The following is a 17,561-nucleotide window of genomic DNA, read 5'->3' on the forward strand; positions in this document are numbered from 1 at the left end:
GTATTAATCGATGAAATGAAGGGATGTGCTGGAACCTTTGGCACCTGTGGGATTGAACCTCTTTTGTGCCAAAATTCACGGGAGGTTTCATGTCGAGCCGGAACCCGACAGGCATGACTGTCGTAAATTTCCGCAAATTCATTTTGTTTTCAGCTTCATTTTCTGGTAATTTCCCGGGGTGTTGCTGCAGGTCAAAGACTTAGGCAACGTTTTGGGTCATCCGAATACGATGGCTTTTTGTAGTAGTGTCAATAGTTGTAACTCTGTTGTACATCAACTGGATCGGTTCTTGAAAGCGTTATTCATCAAACTACCGACCGGTGATCGTCAGTCCATGCAGCTCGCTGCATTGGTCCTGCAGTCCCCCGGTGCCTCGCTATGCGTTCTTGCAGCTTCCTTGTGCTTGCTGCACGTATGCCTGGTGTATTTGGGTATTGTGTTCGATACAGGTGATTTTTTTCAGGTGATTCACCATCCTGCAGTATTTGATGTGCTGCTGGGCTGTTGTTTCACTGTCCTGTTGGTTGCCGATTTGCTCTATTGGAAAAAGCATCTCCTTTTGTTTGACTTCATTAAATCTCTCCTAACGGCGTTTATTCACTACATCAGTGTGCGTCGCCCGGTACTGCCGACCATTACGGCACCTGTACGAGCAGCCCACGGCTGTCGTGCTCCTCCCTTTACGGCCTGAAAATCTAGCCGTTTGACATTTCTGTCGTAACTTTCGGTTTTATCTGTCGCTGCGTCTGATGGATCTTCGCAGATAGTTTTGCTATCAGCGCCGTCACGATAATTGCTTCGGATAAGTCTCAATGTCGCAACCAGGTTGTGCTGTGTTTTGGTATGGCCAATGGTTTCTGCAAGGATGAAAATTGTGTTGATACGTTGCCTTAAAGCCATCGCGCTGGGCCTGATGGGATTGGCGTTAGCCAGTTGCCGAGGAGGAATTCTCGATCCCAAAGGGCAAGTTGGTGCCGATGAAAAAACGTTAATTATTGTCGCCACGGTTCTAATGCTGTTGGTGGTGATTCCGGTTATTTTTATGACCCTTTATTTCGCTTGGCGTTACAGAGCCTCGCGGAGCCACGAAATCTACGAACCCAAATGGTCGCATTCCAATGCGATTGAAGTCACGATTTGGCTGATACCCTGTGTGATTATTGCTATTTTGGGCACGATCACCTGGCGTACCACCCACGCACTTGACCCCTACAAAAAGCTCGATCACCACAAAGAGCCGCTGACCGTAGAGGTCGTTTCTCTGAACTGGAAGTGGTTATTTATTTACCCAGAGCAGGGCATAGCGACGGTCAATCAACTGGTCTTTCCCGTTGACCAGCCTGTGCATTTCAAAATTACGTCTGAATCGACCATGAACTCCTTTTTCATTCCACAGCTGGGTAGTCAGATTTACTCAATGGCGGGCATGGAAACTCACTTGAATCTCATCGCTGATGAAGCTGGCACCTACGACGGTTTTTCGGCGAACTACAGCGGCGCAGGTTTCTCTGGCATGAAGTTCGATGCGACTGCGACCAGCGATGCGGAGTTTTCCGAGTGGGTTAGCTCTGTGAAAGCCAGCAGTGATGTATTGGATGCTGCAGCTTACAGCGAGCTGGCGAAGCCCAGTGAGTATCATCCGGTTGAGCATTTTGCGAGCGTCAGTGATGGCCTGTTTCATCAAATCATGCACCGTTATATGAAAAACTATAACGACTGGAAACAAAATTCCGTCGACCACGAAGGGGAAGGCAGTGAACATGCCGATCATCATTCGCGGACTGGGCAGGCAACTGCTGATTCCGCCGCGGCCACTGCAGAAGATGCATAGGAGTAACCATGTCATTACTCGGTAAATTATCGCTCGAAGCGATTCCATATCATGAGCCCATTGTTATGGGGACTCTGGCTGTGGTCGGTCTGGCGGGTATCGCCATCGCCATCGCCATCACACGCTATCGCAAATGGGGTGTTCTCTGGTTTGATTGGCTGACCTCAGTCGATCACAAGCGTCTGGGGATCATGTACATCATCCTGGCGTTTATCATGTTGGTGCGTGGCTTTTCTGACGCGATCATGATGCGTACTCAGCTGGCGCTAGCGACCAATGGGGCAGAAGGGTATCTGCCGCCTGAGCATTACGACCAGATCTTCTCCGCTCACGGCGTGATCATGATCATCTTTATGGCGATGCCATTTATGATTGGTTTGATGAACATCGTGTTGCCGTTGCAGATTGGTGCTCGGGATGTTGCGTTTCCATTCCTGAACAACCTGAGCTTTTGGCTCGCGGCTGGAGGTGCGATTCTGATCAACATCTCACTGGGTGTCGGCGAATTCGCGAAAACCGGTTGGATGGCTTATCCGCCTTTGTCTGAGTTGTCTTTCAGTCCGGGTGTCGGGGTCGATTACTACATATGGGCCCTGCAGATATCGGGGATAGGGACTTTGTTGACCGGGGTGAACTTCCTGGTAACGGTTCTTAAAATGAGAACGCCTGGCATGAAGCTGATGCAAATGCCGATTTTCACCTGGGCCTGTACTTGGGGCAATATTCTGATTGTTGCTTCATTCCCGATTTTAACCGGCGTGCTCGGCCTGTTGACCCTGGATCGTTATCTCGACTTCCACTTCTTCACCAACGATGCTGGCGGTAACGCCATGATGTACATCAACCTGTTTTGGGCGTGGGGACATCCGGAAGTTTACATTCTGATCCTGCCAGCGTTTGGTATTTTCTCCGAAGTCATTTCTACGTTCACCGGCAAGCGTTTGTTTGGTTACAAATCCATGGTTTGGGCCAGCGGTGCCATTGCGGTACTGGGCTTTATGGTGTGGTTGCACCACTTTTTCACCATGGGCTCTGGGGCCAACGTCAACGCCTTCTTTGGTGTGATGACCATGGTGATCGCGGTACCGACGGGTGTGAAGCTGTTTAACTGGTTGTTCACTATGTACCGTGGTCGCTTGCAGATTACCGTTCCGGTTCTCTGGACCCTGGGCTTTATGGTGACCTTTTCCATCGGTGGTATGACCGGTGTTCTGCTGGCTGTTCCCGGAGCAGACTTCGTACTCCACAACAGTCTCTTTTTGATCGCTCACTTCCACAACACCATCATTGGTGGTGCGGTATTTGGTTACCTGGCTGGCTTTTCGTTTTGGTTTCCGAAAGCGATGGGCTTCCACCTTAATGAGCGTCTTGGTAAGGCATCTTTCTGGTGCTGGCAAATTGGTTTCTACGTAGCCTTTATGCCTCTGTATGTGCTTGGCTTCCTCGGTATGACGCGGCGGTTAAACCATACAAATAATCCAGATTGGAACCTGTGGCTGTACATCGCTTGCGCTGGTGCCTTCATTATCCTGGTGGGAATTGTGATTCAGTTCGTCCAGCTATATGTCGCCTTCCGCGATCGCGAGCAAAATCGTGATTTGACCGGCGATCCTTGGAATGGTCACACGCTGGAATGGTCAACGGCGTCTCCACCGCAGTTCTATAACTTTGCGCGTTTGCCTGAGGTTCACGATATTGATGCGTTTACCGATGCAAAAGAGAAAAATCTCGCCTATCAGGAAGTCGCGGAATACAAGCCAATCCATATGCCCAAGAATACGCCTGCCGGTGTATTGATTGCTGGTGCTATTACTGTATTTGGTTTTGCCGCCGTTTGGCACATTACCTGGCTGGCAGTCGTCAGTCTGCTGGCAGCTGTTGGATTCTTTTTACAGCGCGCTTACGACGACGATGTGGATTATTACGTTCAGCCCGATGAGATTGCTGCGATTGAAGGCAAGCATTTGGCGGCCGTTAAGGAGGTTTCCCTATGACAACCATTAACCCATCTGTAATGTCGCCTCCGCCGGTACACGGCGGAGGGGAGCATGATCACGATCATCATGATACCGGACCCATGACCCTTTTCGGTTTTTGGATTTATCTGATGACCGACTGTTTGCTGTTTGCGTCTGTCTTCGCCACCTATGCCGTGTTGTATATGAACACGGCTGGCGGAGTGTCGGGTCCCGATATTTTTGAACTTCCCTATGTGGCGGTTGAGACCGGTGCGCTGCTGTTAAGTAGTATCACTTATGGTTTCGCGATGATTGCCGCTCACCGTCAACAGTCGTCGCTTACTCTGCGCTGGCTGGCCATTACCTTCACTCTTGGCGCTGTGTTTATTGGCATGGAAGTTTACGAATTTCATCACCTGATTGAGCATGGTAATGGGCCGTCTCGCAGCGCCTTTCTCTCATCCTTTTTCGCCTTGGTGGGTATGCACGGGTTGCACGTTACCGCCGGCTTGATCTGGATGGCGCTCATGATGCTTGAAGTGTCCAAAAAAGGTCTGGGTAATCGCACGGTTACCCGTCTAAGTTGCTTGAGCTTGTTTTGGCACTTTCTGGATATCGTCTGGATCTGTGTCTTTTCTGTCGTCTATCTTTTGGGGGTATTGTAATGAGCCAACCTGCACATCATGAGGCCCATGACAACCACGGAAGCGTCACGTCGTATTTGATTGGATTTGGACTGTCAGTGGTTCTGACAGCCATTCCTTTCTGGGCGGCGGGCACCCATGCGTTTGACAAGGGGTTTACGGTTGGTTTGATCGTCGTTATGGCGGTGATTCAAATCATTGTTCACTTGAAGTTTTTCTTGCACCTGGATTTTTCAGAAAGCAGCAAGGAAAACACCTACACCTTTTTGTTTTCTGCGTTGATTATTCTGCTGGTGGTCGGCTTGTCCGTTTGGATCATCTACAGTGCTAACAACATGATGATGGGGTGAGGTTTATGCTCACACAATACCTGCAAGTCATTAAGCCTGGAATTATTGGCGGTAACTTGATCGCGGCAGCCGGCGGCTTTTTGCTGGCAGCTAGGGGTGACGTTGACTGGGCTCTGTTTGCCTTGACAATGATCGGGCTTTCTTTGGTGGTGGCGTCGGGTTGCGCCATCAACAACTGTATTGACCGAGACATCGATGCATTTATGCAGAGAACCTGTCAGCGAGTTACCGTCACCGGGGAAATGTCGCCAATGGCGGCGGTGGTTTACGGAGTGTTGTTGGGCTGCGCCGGCTTTTTATTGCTGGCGCTGACTACCAACATGATCAGTGTTGGCCTGGCTGCCATGGGTATTTTGGTATACGTGGGTCTTTACAGCCTTTGGTTTAAGCGGCGCTCTGTGTACGGGACGCTCGTTGGCAGTTTATCGGGTGCCGTCCCTCCGGTGGTAGGGTACACAGCGGTCACCGGGCAGTGGGATACTGGCGCCATGATACTGCTGCTTATGTTTTGCCTCTGGCAGATGCCGCACTCCTATGCCATCGCAATTTATCGTTATCGCGATTATGCCGCGGCTAAGATTCCTGTCTTACCGGTTGCCGAAGGTATTGGTAAGGCGCGTCAGCACATTGTCGCTTATATTGTGGTATTCAGTCTGGTCACAGCGTTATTATCTTTCAGTGGCTATACCGGTGGTGCCTTTCTGGCGGTTGCCTGCGCGACCAGCATTTGGTGGTTGGCGATGGCGTTGCGTGGCTACCGCGCAGATGTTGATATCAACGGCTGGGCACGCCAGGTGTTTGGCATTTCCATCGTTACCATAACCGCACTCAGTGTCACCATGGCGCTGGATTTCGCCGCAGTAGCGCCCGCATTGGGCGTATTCTGAAAATGGTGGTCTGCCTCGACGTTACGCCGAGGCAGGACATTTTTTTAGTAGAATATTCTGGCGTTAATGGGACTGAGGTCTGGAAGAGGGGCAATCACTCGGATCTCAGTCCCGCCATTTCATCCCTAAACATTTTCTGTAGTCGTTCCGCAGGCCAATCACCCGGCACCTGTAAAGCCAGGCAAGCCAATCCATTAATAAAAATCTGAACACGTGTCGCCTGGCGGTTTAAATCGACCTCCGTTCGAATCTCACCTTGCCGCTGGGCTTCGGCCAATACTTTAGTAAACAGATCGTGAGAAGCCGCAACCCCTAACTGTCGCTCTTTGTCGAGCTCAGGATTTTCTTCCGCCATCCCCCAATAACCGAACCAGACTTTCCATTCCGTCTGACGAGTCTCGTCAACAGGCAAACACTCGGCGAGACAGTCAATATAGTGACCTCCTTGCTGCAGGCTGGCTTCAACACGCGCGATAGCCCGCAGACGTGCCTCTACATAGGTAAAGGTCATCAACTCCAGCTTGCTGTCGAAGTAGTGGGTCACCACGGTCGGGCTGTAGCCAGTCTGTTTGGCGACCTCCCGAATCGTGACATTCTGAATACCACTGCGAGCGACGATCGTCTCAACCGCGGCGGCAATATCTCGGCGACGCTGATTGTGATCGACAAAAGCGGGCATGGCTGAACTTCCTATGTCTTAGGTTGAGTGGGCAATTGTTACACCAATCCCCAAGGTGTTACTTGATGATAATAAAGGTGACATGCAGGAGGCTCAAGTGGTTGTTTTGGACGGGTATACGGCATTCACTGCAATGAAAATACGACGGTCGCCGACTGATAGCCTGTTCCTTGAGGGGTGAACAGTGATTAATATGATGACATATCAAATTGGCAATCTGAGGCGTTTGTGACGCAAATTGGCTGTAAAAATTAACGGGTCAGTTTTTTTATTCTCGTGTATTTAGGGGGGGGTAATAGACGGGGACAGAAAAAACAAAAGGCTTCGGATGACAGAATTTTTCGCGCAGCACCTCATGCTCTAGGATTGGCGAGTAAATTGAGCTAACGTTCTTTCGCATCAACGCGGAGCAGGGAGGCAAAAAAACAACAGAGAGAATTTTATAAAAAAAGAAATCAGTTCAGTTGCTTAAACAGTGCTACGTCGCCATCTAACATGACCATTGGAGGGTTCATTATGACGTTTCATTTTTCAACTGCAGTTCGTCGTTTTTTCTTTTTACTGGCCGCATTCCTCACCCCGTTAGTGTTACTTCCACTTATCTCTCACGCAGCAATTGACGATATCGACAGTAGCTTTACGGCAAACGGAGAAAGTTGTGAAGATATTGTATGGACGTGGGAAATATTAGATCAATACCCCAATATTGGTGATGCCTGTCAGGAGGTGGAAACGCGCAATGGCAGCACCTATGTGAAGTTTACCGGAAAGATTCGTTCGGTAAATACGTCAGGATCGCAAGCCAGAATATTGTTTGCAGGCAGTGACCATTCTGTAAATGTTGATATCCCAGAAAATACCAATGTTAGTATTGATGGGCGCTCCCGTCGCTTTCGCGATCTGTCCGCCGGTGACGAAATAACCGTTTATCTGCCGGCGAGTCGTTTTGCTCTTCATCTCTATGAGCCAGATTCTGAAGATTTTAGTGAGGCTAATATTCTTCCTGAAACCTTGGCTATGTTGCCAGATACGGCAAGTAAAAACGGTTGGTATATCATCGCTGGTGTCCTGCTTTTGATTGCGGGCCCAATCGTTTCTGTGGTCAGTCGTCGTCTAGAAGCCCGTCGTCGAGCATCATGCTAAACCGACATTTCGCCAGAGGGCTGTCGGTGAGCCTGGTAGGGTTACTGATATTGGCGGCTCACAGTTGGGGCCAATATCAGAACTCGACCCTGAGTCAGCAGTTGGTGGCGAACTTCGAGCGGCTGGACAGTCGGCGACAAGAGACTGTTTTACGTGAGGATTTAGCGCCCAAAGTAGCTGATGTCGTCTATTCGATCGAGAGTCCGAATCAGGCTGACTGGTCCCAGGTTCGCATTGATCATTATAAGCAATTGACGGAACCTGAAACTCAAGGCGTTGCCGGGGGAGATGAGACTCTTACGGCAAAAGGCGTTCTGACCATTGATCATTCTGGTACAAAAATCCCCATTTTTATGGGAGCGGATGAGCCTCAAATCACTCTGGGTGCAGGCCTGGTGACAGGGACAGCGTTGCCAGAGGAGAGGGGCAATACGGTTTTAGCCGCTCATCGTGACGGATACTTTCGGGCATTGAAGGACGTAACCGTCGGCGATGAAGTGAAGATTCAAATGCAAAATCGGCTGTTCCGATATCGGATTACTGAAACTTTCATTGTTGAGCCTGATCATGTGGATGTCTTGGCGCCGACGGAGGAAGCGACGCTCACGCTAGTCACTTGTTACCCGTTTTATTTTGCTGGGCACGCTCCTCAACGTTTTATCGTTCGAGCAGAGTTGGTGTCCTCTTGAGGCTGGTTTTTAGAGCGTGAGATTGCAAACAATGTGGGAATTTCTAATTTTCTGACACCCTATCTTCCACGGTATCAATGGGTAAAAATTTCACTGTGGCAGAATAAATATCGCCTTTTATCTGCGAGGTTACTGTCCAACCGAGTCGATCGGCGATGCGTCCTATGATGATGGTTCCATAGCCGAACCCTTGATTGTCGGCCTCTGTGTCAATGCTGTTGACCACGTCAATCTGATTTTCGCGCAAGGTGACACAAGGCGTTCCCATACCATGGTCAATGGCATTGCGAACCAAATTGAACAGTAATACGTGCAGCATAACGCCTGGGGCATTTACCTCCGTATCGGCTTCAACCATCAGCGTGATATCCCGTGTTTTACGAAGGTTGCCTTCTTTAACCCGTGTAAGGATGTCCTCAACCTGACGGCGCAGCGACTGTGTTTGAAACCGTTGTTCTTCTATCGTGTTTTTACCGAGCAACAGAAACAGCTCGGTCAGCAAGGTCATATCGTCGCAGGCAGCATCGAGTCTCAGCGTTGCGCGTTGGGCGGGCCCGGCTTCGAACTCCATTTTTTTTAACAAATCTATCGATCCGCGCATGACCGTCAAAGGTGTTCGAATTTCGTGGGAGGCGAAACGGCTAAACTCCTGCTCCCGTTGAAAATAAGAGCGAATTTCCTGTTTACTGTGCAGCAAGGCGGCTTCAATTTGTCGTAACTCTTCGTAGGGTGCGTCCACAGAAAAATCCGGAGCAGTTGGTTTCATTTGTCGAATTTTTACCAGTACTTGTTTAAAAGGGTGGGCGATGCGACCGACTAAAAACAAAACTGACAGAGCTGTCGCGGCACACGTTAACAAAGCCATAAGAAAGCTGGTCCAGTGCAACTTACTTTCGTATTGATCGAGATAATCATCGGCATCGTCTTTAAAAACCAGATAAAACAAGCCGGTGCCACTGGGGTGTCGGACGACGCGAAAGTGTTTGTCTTCTGCGCCTAGATGGTGTTCAAAAAAGCCTGGAGTCTGGTATTCCTGTAACCATGCTGGCGGGTTTTTCTCGCTCCAATAGCTGTCAAATTCGTAGGGATTGGGAAGCCGGACGGTGTCGGGATTCTTGCGATACTGTCGGTAATATTGATTGACTTCAGCGTCCAGCCAGTGACGCAAACTGATGATTTCCATTTGATCTTCTGCCCGGGAAACGAACAGAACCAACAGCATTCCGGCACAAAACCCCAACAGTAATGCACCCTTGAGTAAGGTGGAGCGAAACTCCTTTTGTTCACTCGCAGACAAGTTGTAACCCTCGACCGTGAATGGTTTTTACACAGTCTTCCACACCGGCTTTTGCCAGTGTGCTGCGAATGGCGTAAAGATGACTGCGCAATGCGTCACTGGGGGGGAGTTCGTCACCCCATACAGTCTCGAGAATCTCTTCTCGGGTAACGATGCCAGGTGATCGTTGCATCAGTAAGGTCAGTATGCGTAGTTGAAGGCCTGTCAGTTTGACGTTGGCGCCTGCGACACTCAGCGCTTCACGTTCAATATCCAGGCTTAAGGGGCCGACGGTTAACGTTTGATTTTCACCGCGCAGCCCACGTTTCGTCAGCGCTTTAAGGCGAAGTAGCAGCTCCTCCATCGCGAAGGGTTTTACCAGGTAGTCGTCGCCACCCACCCCGTAGGCGCGGGCTTTATCATCCAAAGCATCGCGGGCGGTCAGAAACAATATTGGTGTATTGCAATGCAATTCTGTGCGAATTTTTTCTACGGCGTCGATGCCGTCCATCACGGGCATCATGATATCCATCACCAGAGCATCGAAGTGGGTTTCCTGAACACGGGCGATGGCTTCGCGTCCGTTGTAGGCAAAATCTACCTGGATGCCTTCCAATTCTAAAAAGTCGGCGACGGTTTCCATCACCTTAACGCTGTCTTCTACGATAAGTACTTTCACTGCAATCTCATGTTCTCTTTGTCAACCTCACTTCACGTTTGCTTCACAGGGGCCTCGGTAATCTAGCCCCATTGTGAATTAACGAGTCCAACGAGGTCCCTATGCAACTACAAAAAACACTGCTTTGTACAGCCCTGGCAGCCACCTTAAGTGCCTGCGGCGGCTCCGGAGGTGGTTCAGACCGCTCCGCCGAGTCGGATAATTCTGGCTCTGGAAGCAGTGGTGATCTGGTTACGGGGTCTGCCTCTGATTTACCCGATACGTTAATCGGGAAGATTTCCCAGGTCGATGAGGCCTCTATCCAGGTCAGTGGCTACAGCCTGGGGCTGTCGGCGGCCCGAGTGTTCTATCAGGGTGAAGCGATTGCAAGCTCCGCGTTGGTCGAAGGCATGCCGGTCATCATAACGAAGGAAGATGATCAAACTCTGAACATCGCGATCGACCCGGACATCGCCGGCGAGGTAACGGCACTGACTGAGAATACCATCAGCCTTGGGGAGGTCACTCTGTCGCAGTCCGGTCTGAATAGTGCTGTTGGCGTTGGCGACTATGTGTTTCTCGTGTTGGAAGACGCTGCCGACGGCAGTGATCGGGTTGCTGTTGCCGCGAAAGCAGAGGCCGGCAGCAACCCCTTATGGATGGAAATTGAAGGGTATGTCGCCAATTTGGATACCAGTGTATCCACTTTTACGGTGAATGGGATTTCGGTCGATTACAGTGGTGCGGTGCTGGAAGACGGTACCTTCTATGAGGGCCAATACGTCGAAGTTTTTGGAAGTCTGGCGAATGGGATTTTCGATGCGACCGAGGTTGATATTGAGTCGATACCGGGCGCTGGGGAAACAGAAATTTCCGGCACCATTTCCTGGGTCAATGAGGCGGGCAGTGTCTTCGAACTGAACGGTCTCTACCTCTATCAAATTGCTGACTCGACACGCTTTGAAGATGGCACTGAGGCTGATATCGCGACGGGCCGTTCCGTGGAAGTATCGCTTGTCGACAGTATTGTGACGCACATTGAATTTGAGGCGCAGGCTGATGACGCTGGTTCCTCGATCAATGCTGACGGTGTTTCGCCGCAATTTGCATTGGCGGGAACCATGACCGCTTCAGGATCTGTGTTGAATTTTAATGGCTTCGACTTTCTGTTGGATGCCCAAACACGTTACGAAGACGGCCTTTCAATCAACACGTTAAACGGCGTTGCCATTGAAATTGAAGGGGTTCAACGGGACAGCAGTTACATCGTTCGAGAAGTCGAATTGATGGAACTCGATAACGCGTTGGATTTGGAAGGCGAAGTCATCACGGGCAGCCTTTGGGGCTACGGTGCCTCGGATGGCAGCCTCAATGGGATGAATGGTCAATGGGTCGATGTCGACTGTCAATTTGATGGAACGCAGATCAGCCTTTGTCGCCTTGACGATTGATCGCATTTTTTTCACGGCCGCTCTAAAACGGGGAGGGTAGGCCTTTTACCAAAATCATCCCCGATCAAATAGAGGAAACGAATGATGGAATTTTCAAATGTGAATCGTAAACGTCTGTGTACTGGTGGTTTACTGGCCGCTCTGTTGATCACAATGGAATTGGCTGCCGCGGGTGACGTTAATGCCGAGTATGTTGGGCCGAGTGACAACCGCATGTATACGTCAGTTGCCGATGTGCTGCAGGATCCCTCGGATGACGTGCCCATTGCGTTGGAGGGTAAACTGGTAAAACGAGTGACCAATGACACTTATCTGTTCAGCGACTCTACCGGAGAAATCCACGTGGAAATTGATACCGATGATATGCCTCGTGAGACCATCGATCAGCATACGCTGGTAAAAATTATTGGTGAGGTGGATACTCAGTTGATGGGAGCACCGGAGATCGAAGTTGATCGAGTTTCTATCGTGACGTCACAACCGCTAACCAGCGCTCACTAAAGAAGCGGTATTGAGTGGTTGAAAAACACCTTAAAAAAAGGGAAGACGGTTAACGCTGTCTTCCCTTTTTGCGTGTGCGAAATTAGCTTTCCAAAAGCTCGCGCACATATTGCGCCAGCGCGTCATCCTGACCGTTTTCGAAGAAGCAGGCCTGGAAGCGAGGTCCGCCAACCGCGGTTTTCACCAGGCTCTGATCGAGAGCCTTCAAGCCTTCAAGATAGTCTTTCGCTAAGCTCGCTTTCACGGTGTTGAGGATGCCAGCGTTCTCCATCTGTGATGCCTGGCGCTCTTTCGGATATCCCTGCCCGCGAACACCCGTGAAGGCTTTTTCAAAGATGTAACGAATGTTTAGCTCTGCGCCCCAGCCGTAGCCTTTTGCAAAGGGGAGGGAAAGGGCGTTGCCGTCGTTGACCTGAGCGAACAGATAGGCGTCGGAAGGCTCGATACAGTAGCCACAGGTAACGCCTGGGTGAGCATTCAAGGACATCATTGCGCCTTGTCCTGTGCCGCAGCCAGCCACGATAAAGTCGACCGCTTTGCTGTTGATCAGCAAGCCTGCCATGATGCCCAAGTGGATGTAGGTCAAACGGTGATCATTATCGCCGTCCATACCGACGTTAAAAACGCTGTGGCCCATTTCGCCAGCCACTTCTTCCAGCTGTTGTAGCACAATGGGGTTCTTTCCCGCTTGGCTAAATTCGTTCATCAAGGCGATTTTCATGGGGTTCTCCTGTGTAGTCGGATGGGTGCGCAGCGTGTTCTGGCGAAAGTGATCCCGAACAACGAGTCGATCACGATACAGCCGTAGTGCTGCGCACAAATTCTAACGCTATGGTACTCCGCGTGTCGGCGGGCTGTCCACCGGTGGCAGTCTTGTGGTTCAAATACGGGCCAAATGGCTCAGTCAAGCTGTACACAGCTTACCGATAAAAGGGGGCATACGTTGAGCAAGGGGGAATTGATCAGCGCGTTTAACATGAACTGCTTGCCGGACAAAGCCCTAGTGCTTGGTCAAAATAATATACTGGGGTATAGTATATTTTGCTGTTACAGACAGTAGAACTCCGTGCATCTCGTTTAAGAAGCTCGCTATGAATACGCCACGCCACAGCCACAATTATCAGCAGCCATCTACCAAGAATGTCCGTCGTGTGCGGCTTGTCTTTGTCGTCACACTGATTACGATGGTTATCGAAATCGCTGTCGGCACCTGGGCTGGCTCCATGGCGCTGTTGGCGGATGGTTGGCATATGGGGACTCACGCAGCAGCATTCGCCCTGGCAATGTTTACTTACTACTACGCCAGTCAGCACGCGACCGATAAGACATTCAGTTTTGGTACCGGCAAAGTCCAGTACCTGGGGGGATTTGCCAGTGCCGTCGCGTTGTTGGTGGTTGCCCTGTTAATGGCGGTGGAGTCGATGGGGCGTTTGTTTCACCCTGAAACCATTCGCTTTAACGAGGCGATACTGGTTGCCGTTATCGGTCTTGCCGTCAACGTTTTTTCTGTCTTTATTCTTCACGACGATCATCATCATCACCACGACCACGACCACGACCACGACCACGACCACGACCACGACCACGCAGACCACAATTTAAAGGCGGCGTATTTTCATGTTTTGGCAGACGCATTGACCTCCATCCTCGCGATTGCCGCCCTGATACTGGGGCGCTATCTCGGCTGGATATGGCTGGATGCGGTGATGGGAATGGTTGGCGCTGCGATTATTACACATTGGGCTGTACAGTTAATTAAGGAGAGCAGTCGGGTGTTGCTGGACCGCTCTTCATTGGACTCCGATGCCATTACGCGTGAGCTTGAGGAGCGGCTAGGGGTCGATGTTTACGATTTACATGTATGGACAGTGGCGCAAAACCATCAGGCTGCCATTGTAGCGGTGGTAACGGACTCGCCGTTCGATGAGCAAGCGCTGCGATTGCTGCTCGACAGCCGAATTCCAAATCTCTCCCATCTCACGGTTGAAGTGATGGCAGGCGAGTCTTACGTCCTTGAGACATAATTTGCCGATCGCTTGTGTTGAATTTTCAAGCTTTGGCAGTTTATCCACGCTTGTCATAATAGTGTCACCCTGTCTCCTTTAAGGTAGCGACCATTTAGATCCATCAGCGCGGGTTGGAATGGTAAAACTGCTGTCATCAATTATTGCGTTACTCTCGCGATTTTTTGGACTTTTGCGACGCAACCCCAGCTGTCCTCTGCCGCTGAACCGGCCCGTAACCATCGACATCGACAATCTGCATCTTCGAGGCGAAGTCGATTCCCGGTATCTGTCTTTTTCTATTGATATTTCTGTCTTGGTTGGTGGTTTTTGGTGGGAGGGGTCCATGGACGTTAGGCGAGGTCTCGGTGCCTTGCGAATTCCTCCTCTCAACCTTGATGCGCCAAAGCTGGAAAACCTGGTCCGTTCACTGGGGCCAGCCTATTTGCGTATTGGTGGATCCGAAGCCGACAAAATTCATTATTTCGAAGCGCCATTAGGCGAAAAAGACCCGCTGCTGCTTACCCGAGAACAGTGGGATCGACTGCACGATTTTTTACGGCGTTGCGACCTCAAGCTGATGTTCACCTGCAAATATGGACTGTTTAAACGCCATGAGCATGGTCGCTGGCAGGGGGATGAACTGATCGCTCTGTTGGAATATTCTCGTGCTCAGGGCTATGACATCGATGTGTTTGAGCTCGGCAATGAACTTAATGCCTATTGGGCGTTTCACGGATTGCGTTCACAACCGCGGGCGGTCAATCTGGCGCGGGATTATGATCGTTTTAGCGCGTTGGTACACAGTTACTTCCCTAAAGCCCGTATTTGTGGCCCCGGCAGTGCGTTTTGGCCCAGGTTAGGCGAAACCCTGCGACCGATCAGCAACATTACGCCGAAATTTCTCAGCTCATTAAAAACGCGCCTTGATATTGTCGACTGGCATTATTATCCCTTTCAAAGTGAGCGCAGTCCGGTGCGAACGAGGTCTGCGCATCTTCACCATTTGCTAGCGCCAAAATCGTTTGAGGACTACCGGAAATTTTGTCAGCAGCTCAATCGTCTTAGAGCTAAGTATCAGCCTCAGGCGGTACTCTGGACTGGAGAAACAGGATCGGCACAATGTGGAGGCCAACCGGATTTGTCAGACCGGTGGGCATCGAGCTTTTGGTGGGCAGATCAATTGGGTCAGGGTGCTGTCAGCGGCCAGAAAGTGGTGGTACGGCAATCGCTGATAGGTGGTGATTATGGAATGATCGCCCGTCTTACCTTAAAGCCGAGGCCCGATTTTTGGGTGAGTTGGCTATGGTCACAGGTCATGGGGACCAAGGTGTATGGCGCAGTGTCTGATCATCCTTCAATCAGAGCGTATTTGCATTCGGGGCGCTCTGGCGGCTTTGTGTTGTTACTGATTAACCTGAATGATGAAATTGTGCCTATCAATTTACGCTGTCTCATTCCGTCCCACTTGTTGAGGGGCTATGAGATGTCTGCCAAAAAGCTCACCAGTCGTCGGGTGCGCATCAACGGAGAGAAAGCCCGCTTTAAAGGTGGCAAGGTAACCCTCGACAGCTTTCCTGAAAAGGTATTTGACGGCGTCATCCCACCTTACAGCATCGGCTTTTGGCGCTTAGAGCAACAAAAATTACTGCCCGTACCAAGCGGTGAATAACCCGTCTGACGCGACGGAGAGGGTGATTTAAGTGCCAAGTTTCTGTCGATCAACCTTTCAATGACGTTTTCTCACACTGATCGTCTACACTGATCAGAGTAGTGCACTTTCCGGAAAAGGATTTGCAGATGTCACTGTTTGGTAATCTGTCCATCAGCACCAAGATACTTTTAATACCAGGGATTTCGGTTATAGGATTTCTGGTGTTTTTTTTTGTCGTGTCGGCAACCGGTGCCCGTAATACCGATTTGCTTGAGCGCGTTCAGCAAAAATATTTTCCGCTGTTGGAGCTGGCCAACACCAACAGTGTTTTGTTAGATCGCATGGAGGAGGCTCTGTCGCGTGCTGTCAGTACGGGTGAGCTGGAGGACGTTGATCTGGCCGAGCAGTTGGCTGCAAACATTCGTGAAAATCTCGAGCAGCAGCGAGAGCTAGGCCCAGAACAGTCCTCACAATTGTTAACCAGCGAGGCGGATTTACGCCGCTATACCGAGCTTTCTTTTGCGCTGACACGCAATATGATTTCCGGCGATATTGATTTCGATCAGATATTGGTTACTGCGGAAAAAAAGAAGCAGGCACTGGAGAGCTTGTCTAACTCGCTAAAGTCATTGAAGTCCAGCAGTCACGAAGACCTGACCCAGCAAATTACGCAAGCGAAAACGGCTCAAACCCGGTTGATTACTACCGGGGTTTTGGTGGGGCTGTGTACATTGGGATTGCTGATTGTTATCTCTTTGTTGGTCAGTGGTGCAATCAGCCGCCATGTTCGTCAAATTTCAGGGTCGTTACAGGCCATGGCGGAAGGTGATGGTGATCTCAGCAGGCGTCTTCCGGAAGGTGATAAGGACGAGCTCGGTGAGTTGGCTAAATGGTTTAATCTCTTTGTGGACAAGCTGCATGGCACCATCCGTGAAGTGGTTAATGTCATTGAGCCGCTGAATCGTGTCACTCAAAACCTTGGCGACGTTTCTTCTGAAACGGCGTCGATTGCCTCGGGACAGCGCCAATCCTCGGACACTGCCCTGGCGAAAATGCAAGATATGCTGGCGCGGGCGGAAGAAGTGTCTGCCAGTGCCCAGGCGGCGGCCGATGCGGCTACAAAAGCCGATCATTCTGCACAGCAGGGAAATGACATCGTTCAGGGAACGGTTACCGCGATCGATGAGTTGGCTGGAGAGGTTGAGCGTGCCGCAGAGGTTATAACGGGGTTGGAATCGGATACGGAAAATGTTGCCGGTATTCTCGACGTTATCAGAGGGGTCGCTGAACAAACCAACCTCCTGGCTTTGAATGCTGCGATTGAAGCGGCCAGAGCGGGAGAGCAGGGTAGAGGCTTTGCGGTGGTAGCCGATGAAGTCCGTACTTTGGCATCGAGAACCCAGGAATCTACGCGGGAAATTCAACGAATGATCGAGCAGCTGCAGAGTGCTGCTCAGTCTGCGGTTAGCGTCATGACCCAGGGCAAAGAAAAGGCGAAAAGCAGCAACGAAAAAGCGTTGGCAACCGGCGCTGCATTGGAGGCGATTACCGGCAGTGTGGCATCGATAACATCCATGAATCAAACCATCGAAAATGCGATTGGCCAACAGTTGTCGGCGGCATCAGATATTGAATCCAGCGTGCAGGAAATGAGTAGTGCCTGCCAAAGTGCACAAACGAGTGCTGAGAAGGTGACAAGCATATCTGTGTCTTTGAAACAACTTGCGAATCAGCTTACTTGCGCTGCATCACATTTCAAACTTTAGGTGGCATCTATTTCCAAGACGATGGCAGTTAAGGCCGCTATAGTTACGGTTATCAGAGAGTCCTTTTAAAT

17 protein-coding genes are annotated in these 17,561 nt (G+C 50.5%); 13 read left to right on the forward strand and 4 right to left on the reverse strand.

The genetic code is table 11. From position 1 onward, the window contains the following. Window positions 1-289 precede the first annotated feature (289 nt). The 6 genes from ACXAFR_RS21385 (at window position 290) to cyoE (ending at window position 5,670) form a co-directional block, all read left to right on the forward strand. The gene (locus tag ACXAFR_RS21385; RefSeq protein WP_475180750.1) at window positions 290-691 is read left to right on the forward strand and encodes a hypothetical protein; all 402 of its coding nucleotides are present in this window, start codon (window positions 290-292) and stop codon (window positions 689-691) included. A gap of 183 nt (window positions 692-874) precedes the next feature. Beyond that, window positions 875-1,831, forward strand: coding sequence for a ubiquinol oxidase subunit II (gene cyoA / locus ACXAFR_RS21390; protein ID WP_475180753.1), 957 nt, complete (start codon window positions 875-877; stop codon window positions 1,829-1,831). An 8-nt stretch (window positions 1,832-1,839) separates the two neighbouring features. Next, window positions 1,840-3,825 carry a cytochrome o ubiquinol oxidase subunit I gene (cyoB, locus tag ACXAFR_RS21395; protein WP_475180755.1) on the forward strand — a complete coding sequence of 662 codons (1,986 nt, stop codon included), beginning with the start codon at window positions 1,840-1,842 and terminating at the stop codon, window positions 3,823-3,825. Then, window positions 3,822-4,454 carry a cytochrome o ubiquinol oxidase subunit III gene (gene cyoC / locus ACXAFR_RS21400; protein ID WP_475180758.1) on the forward strand — a complete coding sequence of 211 codons (633 nt, stop codon included), beginning with the start codon at window positions 3,822-3,824 and terminating at the stop codon, window positions 4,452-4,454. Before cyoB ends, cyoC begins: the two co-directional genes overlap by 4 nt. After that, window positions 4,454-4,783: a cytochrome o ubiquinol oxidase subunit IV gene (gene cyoD, locus ACXAFR_RS21405; RefSeq protein WP_475180760.1), complete on the forward strand. Its 330-nt coding sequence runs from the start codon at window positions 4,454-4,456 to the stop codon at window positions 4,781-4,783. Before cyoC ends, cyoD begins: the two co-directional genes overlap by 1 nt. 5 nt (window positions 4,784-4,788) lie before the next feature. Beyond that, entirely contained in the window at window positions 4,789-5,670 is an 882-nt protein-coding gene (gene cyoE, locus ACXAFR_RS21410; RefSeq protein WP_475180762.1) for a heme o synthase, read from the forward strand. Between the two features lie 94 nt (window positions 5,671-5,764). Here the strand turns inward: cyoE and ACXAFR_RS21415 are convergent, their stop codons facing one another. Further along, window positions 5,765-6,349: a TetR/AcrR family transcriptional regulator gene (locus tag ACXAFR_RS21415; protein WP_475180765.1), complete on the reverse strand. Its 585-nt coding sequence runs from the start codon at window positions 6,347-6,349 to the stop codon at window positions 5,765-5,767. Window positions 6,350-6,865: 516 nt separating this feature from the next. Between ACXAFR_RS21415 and ACXAFR_RS21420 the strand changes: the two genes are divergently transcribed. Both ACXAFR_RS21420 and ACXAFR_RS21425 read left to right on the forward strand, forming a co-directional pair. Next, the gene (locus ACXAFR_RS21420) at window positions 6,866-7,492 is read left to right on the forward strand and encodes an LPXTG cell wall anchor domain-containing protein (RefSeq protein ID WP_475180768.1); all 627 of its coding nucleotides are present in this window, start codon (window positions 6,866-6,868) and stop codon (window positions 7,490-7,492) included. Further along, window positions 7,486-8,181, forward strand: coding sequence for a class D sortase (locus ACXAFR_RS21425; protein ID WP_475180770.1), 696 nt, complete (start codon window positions 7,486-7,488; stop codon window positions 8,179-8,181). Before ACXAFR_RS21420 ends, ACXAFR_RS21425 begins: the two co-directional genes overlap by 7 nt. Window positions 8,182-8,224: 43 nt before the next feature. Here the strand turns inward: ACXAFR_RS21425 and ACXAFR_RS21430 are convergent, their stop codons facing one another. Next, window positions 8,225-9,478, reverse strand: a complete 1,254-nt coding sequence (locus ACXAFR_RS21430; protein ID WP_475180773.1) for a sensor histidine kinase — start codon at window positions 9,476-9,478, stop codon at window positions 8,225-8,227. Continuing rightward, the gene (locus ACXAFR_RS21435) at window positions 9,465-10,136 is read right to left on the reverse strand and encodes a response regulator transcription factor (RefSeq protein ID WP_475180774.1); all 672 of its coding nucleotides are present in this window, start codon (window positions 10,134-10,136) and stop codon (window positions 9,465-9,467) included. The genes ACXAFR_RS21430 and ACXAFR_RS21435 overlap by 14 nt, the downstream gene beginning before the upstream one ends. Before the next feature lie 101 nt (window positions 10,137-10,237). Between ACXAFR_RS21435 and ACXAFR_RS21440 the strand changes: the two genes are divergently transcribed. Together ACXAFR_RS21440 and ACXAFR_RS21445 are read left to right on the forward strand one after the other, a co-directional pair. After that, complete coding sequence (locus tag ACXAFR_RS21440) at window positions 10,238-11,566, forward strand: DUF5666 domain-containing protein (protein WP_475180776.1); 1,329 nt, start codon at window positions 10,238-10,240, stop codon at window positions 11,564-11,566. A gap of 81 nt (window positions 11,567-11,647) precedes the next feature. Next, window positions 11,648-12,067, forward strand: coding sequence for a YgiW/YdeI family stress tolerance OB fold protein (locus ACXAFR_RS21445; RefSeq protein ID WP_475180778.1), 420 nt, complete (start codon window positions 11,648-11,650; stop codon window positions 12,065-12,067). 82 nt (window positions 12,068-12,149) lie between these two features. On the opposite strand, the gene ACXAFR_RS21450 is transcribed toward ACXAFR_RS21445, so the two are convergent. Beyond that, complete coding sequence (locus ACXAFR_RS21450) at window positions 12,150-12,788, reverse strand: RpiB/LacA/LacB family sugar-phosphate isomerase (protein WP_475180780.1); 639 nt, start codon at window positions 12,786-12,788, stop codon at window positions 12,150-12,152. 370 nt (window positions 12,789-13,158) lie between these two features. Here ACXAFR_RS21450 and dmeF point away from each other — a divergent pair, with 370 nt between their 5' ends. The 3 genes from dmeF to ACXAFR_RS21465 all read left to right on the forward strand — a co-directional run bounded on the left by dmeF (window position 13,159) and on the right by ACXAFR_RS21465 (window position 17,490). Further along, on the forward strand, window positions 13,159-14,091 hold the full coding sequence (gene dmeF / locus ACXAFR_RS21455) for a CDF family Co(II)/Ni(II) efflux transporter DmeF (protein WP_475180782.1): 933 nt from the start codon (window positions 13,159-13,161) through the stop codon (window positions 14,089-14,091). A gap of 118 nt (window positions 14,092-14,209) precedes the next feature. Further along, window positions 14,210-15,742 carry a glycosyl hydrolase family 79 N-terminal domain-containing protein gene (locus ACXAFR_RS21460; protein WP_475180784.1) on the forward strand — a complete coding sequence of 511 codons (1,533 nt, stop codon included), beginning with the start codon at window positions 14,210-14,212 and terminating at the stop codon, window positions 15,740-15,742. A gap of 128 nt (window positions 15,743-15,870) precedes the next feature. Continuing rightward, a complete protein-coding gene (locus ACXAFR_RS21465) occupies window positions 15,871-17,490 on the forward strand; it encodes a methyl-accepting chemotaxis protein (protein ID WP_475180786.1) in 1,620 nt (539 codons plus the stop codon). Window positions 17,491-17,561: the final 71 nt, after the last annotated feature.

It is taken from the genome of Pseudomaricurvus sp. ABR4_320, assembly GCF_056159445.1.

Bases quoted from the DNA above. Each gene is read 5' to 3' on its own strand.
- cyoB (WP_475180755.1), top strand. From the start codon at position 1,840: ATGTCATTACTCGGTAAATTATCGCTCGAAGCGATTCCATATCATGAG.
- cyoC (WP_475180758.1), top strand. From the start codon at position 3,822: ATGACAACCATTAACCCATCTGTAATGTCGCCTCCGCCGGTACACGGC.
- cyoD (WP_475180760.1), top strand. From the start codon at position 4,454: ATGAGCCAACCTGCACATCATGAGGCCCATGACAACCACGGAAGCGTC.
- cyoE (WP_475180762.1), top strand. From the start codon at position 4,789: ATGCTCACACAATACCTGCAAGTCATTAAGCCTGGAATTATTGGCGGT.
- ACXAFR_RS21415 (WP_475180765.1), bottom strand. From the start codon at position 6,349: ATGCCCGCTTTTGTCGATCACAATCAGCGTCGCCGAGATATTGCCGCC.
- ACXAFR_RS21420 (WP_475180768.1), top strand. From the start codon at position 6,866: ATGACGTTTCATTTTTCAACTGCAGTTCGTCGTTTTTTCTTTTTACTG.
- ACXAFR_RS21425 (WP_475180770.1), top strand. From the start codon at position 7,486: ATGCTAAACCGACATTTCGCCAGAGGGCTGTCGGTGAGCCTGGTAGGG.
- ACXAFR_RS21440 (WP_475180776.1), top strand. From the start codon at position 10,238: ATGCAACTACAAAAAACACTGCTTTGTACAGCCCTGGCAGCCACCTTA.
- ACXAFR_RS21445 (WP_475180778.1), top strand. From the start codon at position 11,648: ATGATGGAATTTTCAAATGTGAATCGTAAACGTCTGTGTACTGGTGGT.
- ACXAFR_RS21450 (WP_475180780.1), bottom strand. From the start codon at position 12,788: ATGAAAATCGCCTTGATGAACGAATTTAGCCAAGCGGGAAAGAACCCC.
- dmeF (WP_475180782.1), top strand. From the start codon at position 13,159: ATGAATACGCCACGCCACAGCCACAATTATCAGCAGCCATCTACCAAG.
- ACXAFR_RS21460 (WP_475180784.1), top strand. From the start codon at position 14,210: ATGGTAAAACTGCTGTCATCAATTATTGCGTTACTCTCGCGATTTTTT.
- ACXAFR_RS21465 (WP_475180786.1), top strand. From the start codon at position 15,871: ATGTCACTGTTTGGTAATCTGTCCATCAGCACCAAGATACTTTTAATA.